This window comes from Mycobacterium sp. IDUB_28, from assembly GCF_055419285.1.
The window spans coordinates 96,822-109,466 of the sequence record NZ_JBVAXK010000002.1 but is presented as its reverse complement, the minus strand read 5'-3'; the positions used below and the strand labels follow the sequence as shown (position 1 = coordinate 109,466).

Here is a 12,645-nt window from a genome sequence, read left to right as displayed (position 1 = left end):
ATTGTCATCGGAGGAATTCGCCATGGGTGGGGCACCCGACTATCACACCGTCATCGTCGGCGCCGGGTTCTCCGGCATCGGCGCGGCCATCAAGCTCGACGAGGCGGGCCTGTCCGACTACCTGGTGATCGAGGCCGCCGACGGGGTCGGCGGCACCTGGTATTGGAACACCTATCCCGGTATCGCCGTGGACATTCCGTCGTTCTCCTACCAGTTCTCGTTCGAGCAGAGCCCGGACTGGTCGCGGACCTACGCCCCCGGCGGCGAGCTGAAAGCCTATGCCGATCACTGCGTGGACAAGTACGGCATCCGGTCCCGGATCCGGTTCAACACCAAGGTGATCTCCGCGGAGTTCGACGACGAGCGGGCGTTGTGGCGGCTGCAGACAGATCCGGGTGACGAGATCACCGCCCGATTCCTGATCAGCGCCAGCGGCGTGCTCACGGTGCCGAATCTGCCCGACATCGCCGGCGTGGAATCGTTTGACGGCATCACCATGCACACCGCGCGCTGGGACCACAGCCAGGACCTGACCGGCAAGCGGGTGGCGATCATCGGGACCGGAGCCTCCGCCGTCCAGGTCATCCCGGAGATCGCGCCGATTGTCAGCCGGCTCACCGTTTTTCAGCGCACCCCGATCTGGTGCTTTCCCAAATTCGACGTGCCGTTGCCGGCCGCGGCGCGCTGGGCGATGCGGATTCCCGGCGGCAACGTCATTCAGCGGCTACTGAGTCAGGCTTTCGTCGAGGTGACGTTCCCGCTCTCGGCGCAGTACTTCACGGTGTTCCCGTTCGCCAAGAGCATGGCCACGGCGGGCCGCGGCTACCTGCGACAGCAGGTCAAAGACCCGGTGGTGCGCGAGAAACTCACCCCGCACTATGCCGTGGGATGCAAGCGTCCCGGTTTCCACAACACCTACCTGGCCACGTACAACCGCGACAACGTCCGGTTGGTCACCGAGCCGATCGACAGGGTCACCCCCGCAGCGGTAGTCACCACCGACGGCGAGGAGCACGAGATCGACGTGCTGATCCTGGCCACCGGCTTCAAGGTCATGGACACCGACAACGTCCCCACCTATGCCGTCACCGGCAGCGGCGGGCGGTCGTTGGCCCGGTTCTGGGACGAACACCGGCTGCAGGCCTATGAAGGCGTCAGCGTTCCCGGATTCCCCAACATGTTCACCATCTTCGGGCCGTACGGCTACGTCGGTTCCTCGTACTTCGCGCTGATCGAGACCCAGACCCACCACATCGTGCGGTGCCTGAAACGGGCCGACCGCGACGGCTCGCACCGCGTCGAGGTGACCGCGGCCGCCAACGACCGGTATTTCGCCGAGATGATGAGCAAGCGGCACCGGCAGATCTTCTGGCAGGACAGCTGCCGGCTGGCCAACAGCTACTACTTCGACAAGAACGGCGACGTGCCGTTGCGGCCCACCACCACGGTCGAAGCCTATTGGCGCAGCAGGCGTTTCGACCTCGACGACTACCGGTTCAGCGCCTGAGTCACCGGCGGTCGCTCGGCCAGCACCGTGCTGGTCAGGAAGGGATTGCACCCCAGGCACTAGGCTCAGTCGATATGGCGAAGGTGTTTTCGCGTATCGACGACTCGTTGCGGGAGTTCATCGCTGAGCAGGCGATGTTCTTTGTGGCGACCGCACCGTCGCAGGGCGGCCACATCAACCTGTCGCCGAAAGGCTACGCCGACACCTTCGCGGTACTCGATGACCACACAGTGGCGTACCTGGACCTGTTCGGCAGCGGGGTGGAGACCATTGCGCACCTGCGCGACAACGGGCGCATCACGGTCATGTTCTGCTCGTTCAGCCGCAACTCCCGCATCCTGCGGTTGTTCGGCACCGGCCGGATGCTGCGCCCCGACGATGGCGAATTCGACCGTGTCAGAAGACATTTCGGGGATCTACACCCCGGGGTGCGGGCGGCCATCGTGATCGACGTGGAGCGGATCGCCGATGCCTGCGGGTTCGCGGTGCCATATTACGAACTGGTCGACGACCGCCAGGTGCTCGACACGTATCACGCCAAGCAGCCCGCGGAGGCCTATACCCGTTCGATCGGACGCAATCAACACAGCATCGACGGCCTGGCCGGGTTGGACCCCGACCACCCGCTACCGCCCACCTGACGGCGAGCAGACGCAAAAGCCCCTAATTTCGGCACGAAATAGGGGCTTTTGCGTCTGCTCGGCAGGCTAGATGGCGTGCTTGAGGTCGTCGACCTTGTCCAGCTGCTCCCACGGCAGCTCGATGTCGGTACGCCCGAAGTGCCCGTAGGCGGCGGTCTGAGCGTAGATCGGCCGGAGCAGGTTCAGGTCGCGGATGATCGCGCCGGGCCGCAGGTCGAAGACCTCCGGGATGATCTTCTCGATCTTCACCGGGTCGACGGCCTCGGTGCCGAACGTCTCGATGAACAACCCGACCGGCGCCGCCTTGCCGATGGCGTAGGCCACCTGCACCTCGACCCGCTGCGCCAGGCCGGCGGCCACGACGTTCTTGGCCACCCACCGCATCGCGTACGCAGCCGACCGGTCCACCTTGGACGGATCCTTGCCGGAGAACGCGCCGCCGCCATGGCGGGCCCAGCCGCCGTAGGTGTCGACGATGATCTTGCGGCCGGTCAGCCCGGCGTCGCCCATCGGACCGCCCAGCACGAACTTGCCGGTCGGGTTGACCAGCACCCGGGTCGACGACGAATCCAGGGTCTCGTGGGCCAGGTCGGCCAGCACCGTGTCCAGCACGTGCCGGCGGATGTCGGGGTCGAGGGTGTTCTCCAGGTCGATGCCGTCGGCGTGCTGGGTGGAGACGACGACGGTGTCCAATCGGACCGGCACGTTGTCCTCGTACTCGATGGTGACCTGGGTCTTGCCGTCGGGCCGCAGGTAGTCCAGGGTCCCGTTCTTGCGGACCTCGGTCAGTCGCCGCGACAGCCGGTGCGCCAGCGCGATGGGCAGCGGCATCAACTCCGGGGTGTCGTTGATCGCGTAGCCGAACATCAGCCCCTGGTCACCGGCGCCTTGCGAGTCCAACGGGTCGGCCGCCCCTTCGACACGTGCTTCGTGCGCGGTATCGACGCCCTGGGCGATGTCTGGCGACTGGGCGCCGATGCCGATGTTCACCCCGCAGGTCTCCCCGTCGAAGCCCTTGTCCGACGAGTCGTAGCCGATCTCGAGGATGCGCTTGCGCACGGTGTTGGTGATGTCGGCGAACGCCTCCTTGGCCGAGGTGGTGACCTCACCCACGACGTGCACCTGGCCGGTGGTCACCAGCGTCTCGACGGCGACACGGGAGCGAGGGTCCTCCGCGAGCAGCGCGTCGAGGACCGAGTCACTGATCGCGTCACAGATCTTGTCTGGATGCCCCTCGGTCACCGATTCGCTGGTGAATAGCCGGCCCTTCTCGCTCACCCTGTGCTTCCTTCCCGTCGTGCTCGCCAAAGGTTAGTTAGGCGAATTATTTTTCCTGGCTCTTACTCAACCGGCTGCGCCGGGTGTTTGCAAATTTGATGGGCCGCCCGGAGCACGGGCTGCCCCGCCACGTTACTGCGGTGTCTCCCCGTGCAGAAAGGCGACGATCGCATCCACAATACGGCTCGCCATCAGCGTCTTCGATCCGTGCTGCAGTGCCGACTCGGTGCCGTCGGCCGCCAGCAGCCAGCCGTCGTTGCTGTCCACCTCGAATGCCTTGCCCTCGCCGACAGCGTTGACCACCAGCAGGTCACAGCCTTTGCGTCGCAGCTTCGCCCGGGCGTGGAACAGCACGTCACCGTTGGCGTCGCCGGTCTCGGCGGCAAACCCCACAATGGCGCGCATGTTCGGCAACTGGCCGTGCGAGCGGGCCTGTACGGCGCCGGCCAGCACATCGTCGTTGCGCAGCAACTCGATGGGAGCGGGTCCGGCCTGGGTGTCCGGGCTCTTCTTGATCTTGGCGGTGGAAACCTGCGCGGGCCGGAAATCGGCCACCGCCGCCGCCATCACCAGCACGTTGGCTTCCGACGCGTGCTTGGACACCGCTTCACCGAGCTGCTCTGCCGAACTGATGTGCACCACGTTGACACCGGCCGGATCGATCAGCCCGGCGGTGTGTCCCGCTATCAGCGTGACCTCGGCCCCGCGCTGCGCGGCGACCCGCGCCACGGCATAGCCCTGCTTGCCCGAACTGCGGTTGCCGATGAAGCGCACCGGATCGATCGCCTCCCGGGTGCCACCGGCGGTCACCAGGACCCGGCACCCGGCCAGGTCGTAGGGCAGCGCGTCGTGGCGGTCCAGCAGCAGGTGGGCCAGCGTGGTGATCTCCTCGGCCTCGGGCAGTCGGCCGGCGCCGCTGTCGGTGCCGGTCAGCCGTCCGGAGGCGGGCTCGAGCACAATCGCGCCGCGGCGGCGCAGGGTGGCGACGTTGTCGACGGTGGCCGGATGCAGCCACATCTCGGTGTGCATCGCCGGCGCGAACAACACCGGACATCGCGCGGTGAGCAGCGTCGCGGTCAGCAGGTCGTCGGCGCGGCCGGCCACCGCGCGGGCCAGCAGATCAGCGGTGGCCGGTGCGACCACCACCAGGTCAGCCTGCTGGCCGAGACGCACATGCGCCACCTCGGGCACGTCCTTGAAGACGCCGGTCTGCACTGTTTCCCCGGACAACGCCTCGAAGGTGGCCGCCCCGACGAACTGCAGCGCGGACTCGGTGGGAATGACCCGCACGCTGTGCCCGGCCTCGCGCAGCTGCCGGACCACAGTGCAGGCCTTGTAGGCTGCGATCCCGCCGGAAACTCCGACTACGACGCGTCTGGAGCCGCGCTTGCTGCCCTCACTGCGCTGACTCTCCATGGCGCGCCGGACCCTGTTACTCGCCCTCGGTGTGTTCGAGCAGGTCGGCGTGGATTTCGCGCATCGCGATCGACAGCGGCTTTTCCTGCAACCCCGGTTCGACCAGCGGGCCGACGTACTCGAGGATGCCCTCGCCGAGCTGGTTGTAGTAGTCGTTGATCTGCCGGGCCCGCTTGGCGGCGTAGATCACCAGCGCGTACTTGCTCGAGACGCGTTCCAGCAATTCGTCAATGGGCGGGTTGGTGATGCCCAACGGGGTGTCATAGGCACCGGCCCCACCGGCCGACGGATCGAACTGATCCACGGCGGTCAACGACACGTCGGACTGCGGAATAGTCACGTAAAAATTCTCCTGGCTGCACGCAGCTGCTCATAGGCGGCTTCAAAAGTACGGTTGGGTCAAGCACTGGATGGGTTGCTAACCAGCAAGGATACCAATTCGGCGCACGCAGACTCTAATCGGCTGTTCACCACGACGACGTCGAAGTCGCCCTGAGCGGCCAATTCGATCCGCGCGGTGTCCAGGCGGCGCTGGATCACCTCGGCCGTTTCGGTGCCCCGCCCGACCAGTCTGGCCTCCAGGTCCGCCCAGCTGGGCGGGGCCAGGAACACCGTGAGCGCCTCCGGCATGGCCGCCTTGACCGCTCGGGCACCGGCGAGATCGACCTCGACGAGCACCGGGAAACCCGCTGCTTTGGCGTCGCGCACCGGGGCCGCCAGCGTGCCCGACCGGTGCAGCCCCCCGTGGATCTCCGCCCATTCCAGCAGCTCGCCCTGGTCGATCAGGCGCTGAAAGGCGGTGGGGCTGACGAAGTGGTAGTCGACACCGTCGACTTCACCGGGCCGCGGCGCCCGGGTGGTGGCCGAGACGCTGAAGTGCAGGTCCGGGATGCGCTCCCGCAGGCACCGGACGACCGTCGACTTGCCGACCGCGGAGGGACCGGACAGCACGACCACGCGGCCGGAGTCCGGTCCCCCGCCGGCACTCATTGGCGCTCCCGGGCCGGGGGCTGGGTTGGATCGTCCAGCCGACTAGGAGCCGAACTTTTCCAGCAGCGCCTTGCGCTGACGGTCGCCCAGGCCGCGCAGGCGGCGGGTCGGGGCGATTTCGAGCTCGGTCATGATTTCCTGCGCCTTGACCTTGCCCACCTTCGGCAAGGCCTCCAGCAGCGCAGACACCTTCATCTTGCCCAGGACTTCGTCGCTCTCGGCGTCCTTGAGGACCTGGGTGAGGTTGGTGCCGCCACGCTTGAGCCGATCCTTGAGTTCGGCTCGTGCCCGACGTGCGGCAGCAGCCTTCTCCAACGCTGCCGCGCGCTGCTCGTCGGTCAACTGGGGAAGGGCCACGATTCCTCCGTCTCTCGTCGATAACTATCGATCGTCATTTGTCTCGACCACGTACTTCGGCCAGCGCTGACGACCGTACTCACGGTCTCCGACGAAATCTAACCCGACCCCCCGGTTCCGGGGCTAAACGCCCAGCGTGCGAGCGCGACATCGCGCCGTCGACGTGCGGCGCGGCACCGCCGGACGGCGGGCGGAAACCGGTGGCCGCGCCGTTCCACGGGCCGCCAATAGCGACGTTGAACTGCGGTTTTAGGGTGCTGGTGCGGCACCGTACGGCTCGGCAGGGCAGCGGGCCACCCACGGTCGGGGGGTGCGCGCCGGTCCCCGTGCCCAGGATCACGGATCGCCGCGGCGTGTCCGCGCGTGTCGCGCACGTGCGGCGCGGCGCTTCCCGGCGCCGGGAACCGCCCGCAGAGCTGCGATACTGCCCCCATGCTGGACTGGCGGACCGCGGCCGGCAGCCACATCGGACGCCGCTATCAGGCGAACTACGACGTCGTGCACCTCGGCACCGATCCGCTGCTGGCGGTCGTCGCCGACGGCATGGGTGACGGACGCGGCAGCGCGCTAGCCGGGCAGACCGCGGTAGACACCGTCGTGGCAGCCCTGACCGGGGCGCAGATCACGCCGACGAGCATTCGGGAAGCGGTCGCCGAAGCGCAGGAGCGCGTCCGCGCGATCGGCCGCCAACTCGGCGCGCTGACCGGGTGCACGCTCACCGCCATGGCCGCCGGCCGGGACGGGCTGTGGATCGCCCAGGTCGGCGATTCGCGGGCCTACCGGTTACGCGGCGAGCTGCTGGAGCAGCTGACCGTGGACCACACGATGGCGTGGCTGGGCGCGGTCAACGGCTGGTATGCCTTCGATTCACACGAAGCCGGGGCCGCCCGCTATCAGCTGACCCGCTATATCGGGCACCCGGACCTACCGGAGCCGGACGTCCTGAACGTCAATCCTCGTCCCGGCGACGCCTTCCTGCTGTGTAGCGACGGCGTCGCCGAACAGGTCCCGTACGCATTCCTGGAGGCCTTCCTGCAGGACAGCGACCCACAGCGGGCGGTGACCGGAATCCTGGACGCGGCCGACGCCGCCGGCGGGCACGACAACGCCAGCGCGATCGTCGTCCGGGTGGGCCAGTCAGACGCCGGCTAGATACGCGACGGTGTCGCGCAGGCGCTCGGCGGCCGCGCGCACCTGCGCGACACCCGGGCCGGCGCGCAGCACCTCACGCGAGACCGCCGGCAACAGCAGGCCCGCCCCGGCCCCGCCGAGCCCCGCCAGCGCCTCGGGACGGCCGCCCTGGGCTCCCACCCCGGGCACCAGGACCGGTCCCCCGACAGCGCTCAGATCGGGCGGGTCGAGGACGGTGGCGCCGACGACCACGCCGACGGAGCCGGGTTGCGCCGCAGCGTTCGCGGCCGCGACGTGGTCCACGATCAACTGCGCCACGGTGCGGCCACCGACGTCGGCGCGCTGCACCGTGGCTCCCTCGGGGTTGGAGGTGGCCGCCAGCACGAACACCCCCCGGTCATGGGCCGCCGCGACGTCCAGCAGCGGGCGCAGCGAGCCGAATCCCAGATAGGGCGACGCCGTCACCGCGTCGGCGGCCAGCGGCGAATCCCCCGCCCAGGCCGCGGCGTAGGCGGCCATCGTGGTCCCGATGTCGCCCCGCTTGGCGTCGGCCAGCACCAGCACGCCGTCGGCGCGCAGCGCGGCGATGGTCTGCTCGAGCACCGCGAAGCCGGCCGCGCCGTACGCCTCGAAGAACGCCACCTGAGGTTTCACCACCGCGAACCCCGCGTAGGCCTGCACACAGACGTCGCAGAACTCGGCCAGCCCGGCCGGGGTGGCCGGCAGATCCCACGCCCGCAGCAGTTCGGGGTGCGGGTCGATGCCCAGGCACAACGGCCCGCGCTGTGCCCTGGCCGCGGCCAGCCGGGCCCCGAAACTAGCCATCGTGGCCGTTACGCGAACCCAGGTTGCGGTGCAGCTCCTGCAGCGACAACACGCCGATGTCACCGCGGATGCCGGCCTCGATGCCCTGCACGGCGGCCGAGGCGCCCTGAACCGTGGTGATGCACGGGATGTTGACCGCCACCGCGGCCGAGCGGATCTCGTAACCGTCGATGCGCGGGCCGGAGTTGCCGAAGGGCGTGTTGATCACCATGTCGACCTCGCCGGCCCGGATCGCGTCGATAGCCGACACCACCGGCCGCCCGTCCTGCGGCGCCTCGAAGTGCTTGCGGACCTCGTCGCACGGAATTCCGTTGCGGCGCAACATCTCCGCTGTACCCTCGGTGGCCAGCACGTGAAAACCCAAGTCGGCCAGCCGCTTGACCGGGAACACCAGCGACCGCTTGTCCCGGTTGGCGACCGACACGAACACCGTGCCCCGCGCGGGCAGTGAACCGTAGGCGGCTGTCTGGCTCTTGGCGAAGGCGGTGCCGAAATCGCGGTCGATGCCCATCACCTCGCCGGTGGACTTCATCTCCGGACCGAGCAGCGAATCGATCGCGGCACCGTCGGCGCGGCGGAACCGGTGGAACGGCAACACGGCTTCCTTGACCGCGATCGGGGCATCCGGCGCCACGCTGGCGCCGTCCCCGGTCTCGGCCAGCATGCCCTCGCTGCGGAGCTGAGAAATACTGGCGCCCAACATGACTCGCGCGCAGGCTTTGGCCAGCGGGATCGCAGTTGCCTTGGACACGAACGGGACGGTGCGGCTTGCCCGCGGGTTGGCCTCCAATACGTAGAGCACGTCGTCCTTGAGCGCGTACTGCACGTTGAGCAGACCCACCACACCGATCCCGCGGGCAATGGCCTCGGTCGCCTTCCGGACCTTCTCGATATCGCTGCGACCCAACGTCACCGGCGGCAGGGCACACGCGGAGTCACCGGAGTGGATGCCGGCCTCCTCGATGTGTTCCATGATCCCGCCGATGTAGACCTCGGCGCCGTCACACAGCGCGTCGACGTCGATCTCGACCGCGTCCTCGAGGAAGCGGTCGACGAGCACCGGGTGCTCGGGGGACAGTTCGGTGGCGCGGGTGATGTAGCCGCGCAGGGTCGCCTCGTCGTAGACGATCTCCATGCCGCGACCGCCGAGCACGTAGGACGGCCGGACCAGCACCGGATAGCCGATGTCGGCGGCGATACGACGCGCCTGGTCGAACGTGGTCGCGGTGCCCCACTTGGGGGCGGGCAGGCCCGCGGCGTTGAGCACGTCGCCGAACGCGCCCCGGTCCTCGGCCAGGTCGATCGCCTCCGGCGGGGTCCCGACGATCGGCACCCCGGCATCGGCCAGGCGTTGGGCCAACCCCAGCGGGGTCTGGCCGCCCAGTTGCACGATGACCCCGGCGACACCGCCGGCACCCCGGCCGCCGGCCCCGGACTGCTCCTCGGCGCGGAACACCTCCAGCACGTCCTCGAACGTCAGCGGCTCGAAGTACAACCGGTCGGCGGTGTCGTAGTCGGTGGACACCGTCTCCGGGTTGCAGTTCACCATGACCGTCTCAAAACCGGCCTGGCTCAACGTGGTTGCCGCGTGCACGCAGCTGTAGTCGAACTCGATGCCCTGCCCGATGCGGTTGGGGCCGGAACCCAGGATCAGCACCTTGGGACGCACCGTCTGCGGGGCGACCTCGGTCTCGGCGGCCGGGTCGAGTTCGTAGCTGCTGTAGTGATACGGCGTCTTGGCCTCGAACTCGGCCGCGCAGGTGTCCACCGTTTTGTACACCGGGTGGATGTTCAGCCGTTCGCGCAGCGAGCGCACCCCGTCTTCGCCGGCCAGTTCCGGTCGCAGCGCGGCGATCTGGCGGTCCGACAGCCCGCAGTGCTTGGCGTGACGCAGCAGTTCGGCGTCGAGCACGGGTGCGTCCACGAGTTCGGCGCGCAGGGCCACCAACTCGTCGATCTGGGCCACGAACCACGGGTCGACACCGCTGGCCTTGGCCACCTGCTCCACCGAACCGCCCAGTCGCAGCGCGAGTTCGATGTCGTAGAGCCGGCCTTCGGTGGGCGTGTGCAATCGGGTCAGCACCTCGTCCAGCGTCGAATCGGGCGGATCGGGCTTGGTCCAGAACCCGGCGCGGGTGGTCTCCAGCGAGCGCATCACCTTGCCCAGCGCCTCGACGAAGTTGCGGCCCAACGACATTGCCTCGCCGACGGACTTCATGGTGGTGGTCAGGGTCGGGTCGGCGCCGGGGAACTTCTCGAAGGCGAAACGCGGCGCTTTGACCACCACATAGTCCAGGGTGGGTTCGAAGCAGGCCGGGGTTTCCTTGGTGATGTCGTTGACGATCTCGTCGAGGGTGTAGCCGATGGCCAGCTTCGCGGCGATCTTAGCGATCGGGAAGCCGGTCGCCTTGGACGCCAGCGCACTCGAACGCGACACCCGCGGGTTCATCTCGATGACGATCAGCCGTCCGTCGTCGGGGTTGATCGCGAACTGGATGTTGCAGCCGCCGGTGTCCACGCCGACCTCGCGCAGGATCGCGATGCCCAGGTCGCGCATCCGCTGGTATTCCCGGTCGGTCAGCGTCATCGCCGGCGCCACCGTGACCGAGTCGCCGGTGTGCACACCCATCGGGTCGACGTTCTCGATCGAGCACACCACCACCACGTTGTCGTGGCCGTCGCGCATCAGCTCGAGTTCGAATTCCTTCCAGCCGTAGATGGATTCCTCGATCAGCACGTTGGCGCTGGGGCTGGCGGCCAGCCCGGCGCCGGCGATCCGGTCGACCTCCTCGACCGACCGGGCCATGCCGGAGCCGAGACCGCCCATGGTGAAGCTGGGCCGCACCACCACCGGCAGGCCCAGTTCGGCAACCGTGTCCCGCACCTCGTCCATGGTGAAACACACTCGGCTGCGGGCGGATTCGCCGCCGACCTTGGTGACGATGTCCTTGAACCGCTGCCGGTCCTCACCGCGCTGGATGGCTTCGAAGTCGGCGCCGATGAGCTCCACGCCGTACCGTTCCAGCACGCCGCGCTCGTAGAGCGCCACCGCGGTGTTGAGCGCGGTCTGGCCGCCCAGGGTGGCCAGCAGCGCGTCGATCCGGTTGCCGCGCTCGGCCTGCTGGGCGATCACCTTCTCCACGAACGAGGCGGTGATCGGTTCGACGTAGGTGAAGTCGGCGAACTCCGGGTCGGTCATGATGGTGGCCGGGTTGGAGTTGACCAGGCTGACCTGCAGTCCCTCGACGCGCAGCACCCGGCAGGCCTGGGTGCCGGAGTAGTCGAATTCGCAGGCCTGGCCGATTACGATCGGCCCGGAGCCGATCACCAGCACGTGGTTGAGGTCTTGGCGTCGCGGCACTAGCGGTTCCCGTCCATCAGGTCGATGAACTGGTCGAACAGGTATTCCGCATCGTGCGGGCCGGCCGCGGACTCCGGATGGTATTGCACCGAAAAAGCCTTTCCGTCAACGAGTCTGACGCCCTCGACAACGCCGTCGTTGGCACAGGTGTGGCTCACCACCGCTGGGCCGAACGGCGTGTCGAACCGCTGGCCCGCCTCCCCTTCCAATGCGAAGCCGTGGTTCTGCGCCGTTACCGCCACCCGTCCGGTGGCGTGGTCGATCACCGGGATGTTGATCCCGCGATGGCCGAACACCATCTTGTAGGTCGACAGCCCCAGCGCCCTGCCCAGGATCTGATTGCCGAAACAGATGCCGAACAACGGGATTCCGGCGCCCAGCACCTCGCGGGTGAGGGCGACAGTGTGGTCGGCGGTGGCCGGGTCGCCGGGCCCGTTGGACAGGAAAACTCCGTCGGGTCTGAGCTCGGCGATCTGCTCGAAACTCGCCCCGGCGGGCAGCACGTGGCTACGTACCCCGCGCTTGGCGAAGTTACGCGGGGTGTTGGTCTTGATACCCAGATCCAGCGCGGCCACGGTAAAGCGTTGCTGCCCTTCGGGTTCGATCGTGTACGTCTCAGGCGTGCTGACTTCGCCGGCCAGGTCGGCGCCCAGCATCGCTTCCTGCGCGCGCACCCGCTCGATCAGCTGTTCGGGATCGGCCAGAGCCGGCCCGGAGAACACGCCCGCCTTCATCGAGCCGCGGCTGCGCAGATGGCGGACCACCGCGCGGGTGTCGATCCCGGCGATCCCGACGATGCGCTGGCGCACCAACTCGTCCTCCAGCGTGCCGGTGGCGCGCCAGTTCGACGCGCGCGGCGACGGGTCGCGCACCGCGTAGCCGGCGACCCAGATCTTATCGCCGCGGCTCTCGCCGTCCTCGGCGTTCCAGCCGGTATTGCCGATCTGCGGGGCGGTGGCCACCACGATCTGACGGTGGTAGCTGGGGTCGGTCAGGGTCTCCTGATAGCCGGACATGCCGGTGCTGAACACCGCCTCACCGAGTGTCTGCCCGACCGCGCCGAACGGGGTGCCGGCGAAAACCTTCCCGTCCTCCAGCACCAGCAGCGCTCGACTCATGTGCGCCACTCCTCGTCGGTT

Annotated in this window: 11 protein-coding genes; 3 read left to right on the top strand and 8 right to left on the bottom strand. The window is 68.2% G+C overall.

Annotation, left to right across the window (positions count from 1 at the left end; translation table 11 throughout):
- Positions 1–22 precede the first annotated feature (22 nt).
- Together ACZYZ9_RS04560 and ACZYZ9_RS04555 are read left to right on the top strand one after the other, a co-directional pair.
- On the top strand, positions 23–1,507 hold the full coding sequence (locus ACZYZ9_RS04560) for a flavin-containing monooxygenase (protein ID WP_463825029.1): 1,485 nt from the start codon (positions 23–25) through the stop codon (positions 1,505–1,507).
- Between the two features lie 74 nt (positions 1,508–1,581).
- Complete coding sequence (locus ACZYZ9_RS04555) at positions 1,582–2,148, top strand: pyridoxamine 5'-phosphate oxidase family protein (protein ID WP_463825028.1); 567 nt, start codon at positions 1,582–1,584, stop codon at positions 2,146–2,148.
- 66 nt (positions 2,149–2,214) lie between these two features.
- On the opposite strand, the gene metK is transcribed toward ACZYZ9_RS04555, so the two are convergent.
- The 5 genes from metK to mihF all read right to left on the bottom strand — a co-directional run bounded on the left by metK (position 2,215) and on the right by mihF (position 6,189).
- On the bottom strand, positions 2,215–3,426 hold the full coding sequence (gene metK / locus ACZYZ9_RS04550; RefSeq protein ID WP_463825027.1) for a methionine adenosyltransferase: 1,212 nt from the start codon (positions 3,424–3,426) through the stop codon (positions 2,215–2,217).
- Positions 3,427–3,558: 132 nt separating this feature from the next.
- Positions 3,559–4,842, bottom strand: coding sequence for a bifunctional phosphopantothenoylcysteine decarboxylase/phosphopantothenate--cysteine ligase CoaBC (gene coaBC, locus ACZYZ9_RS04545; RefSeq protein WP_463825026.1), 1,284 nt, complete (start codon positions 4,840–4,842; stop codon positions 3,559–3,561).
- Positions 4,843–4,858: 16 nt separating this feature from the next.
- The gene (gene rpoZ, locus ACZYZ9_RS04540) at positions 4,859–5,182 is read right to left on the bottom strand and encodes a DNA-directed RNA polymerase subunit omega (protein WP_463825025.1); all 324 of its coding nucleotides are present in this window, start codon (positions 5,180–5,182) and stop codon (positions 4,859–4,861) included.
- A 59-nt stretch (positions 5,183–5,241) separates the two neighbouring features.
- Positions 5,242–5,832, bottom strand: coding sequence for a guanylate kinase (gene gmk, locus ACZYZ9_RS04535; RefSeq protein WP_463825024.1), 591 nt, complete (start codon positions 5,830–5,832; stop codon positions 5,242–5,244).
- Between the two features lie 42 nt (positions 5,833–5,874).
- Positions 5,875–6,189 carry an integration host factor, actinobacterial type gene (mihF, locus tag ACZYZ9_RS04530; RefSeq protein ID WP_036355303.1) on the bottom strand — a complete coding sequence of 105 codons (315 nt, stop codon included), beginning with the start codon at positions 6,187–6,189 and terminating at the stop codon, positions 5,875–5,877.
- A gap of 432 nt (positions 6,190–6,621) precedes the next feature.
- Between mihF and ACZYZ9_RS04525 the strand changes: the two genes are divergently transcribed.
- A complete protein-coding gene (locus ACZYZ9_RS04525; protein ID WP_463825023.1) occupies positions 6,622–7,341 on the top strand; it encodes a PP2C family protein-serine/threonine phosphatase in 720 nt (239 codons plus the stop codon).
- On the opposite strand, the gene pyrF is transcribed toward ACZYZ9_RS04525, so the two are convergent.
- The 3 genes from pyrF to carA are packed head-to-tail and all read right to left on the bottom strand — an operon-like array spanning position 7,327 to position 12,624.
- Complete coding sequence (gene pyrF, locus ACZYZ9_RS04520) at positions 7,327–8,145, bottom strand: orotidine-5'-phosphate decarboxylase (protein WP_463825022.1); 819 nt, start codon at positions 8,143–8,145, stop codon at positions 7,327–7,329. The genes ACZYZ9_RS04525 and pyrF overlap by 15 nt on opposite strands.
- Positions 8,138–11,506 carry a carbamoyl-phosphate synthase large subunit gene (gene carB, locus ACZYZ9_RS04515; RefSeq protein WP_463825021.1) on the bottom strand — a complete coding sequence of 1,123 codons (3,369 nt, stop codon included), beginning with the start codon at positions 11,504–11,506 and terminating at the stop codon, positions 8,138–8,140. The genes pyrF and carB overlap by 8 nt, the downstream gene beginning before the upstream one ends.
- Complete coding sequence (gene carA / locus ACZYZ9_RS04510; protein WP_463825020.1) at positions 11,506–12,624, bottom strand: glutamine-hydrolyzing carbamoyl-phosphate synthase small subunit; 1,119 nt, start codon at positions 12,622–12,624, stop codon at positions 11,506–11,508. Before carA ends, carB begins: the two co-directional genes overlap by 1 nt.
- Between the last annotated feature and the right edge of the window lie 21 nt (positions 12,625–12,645).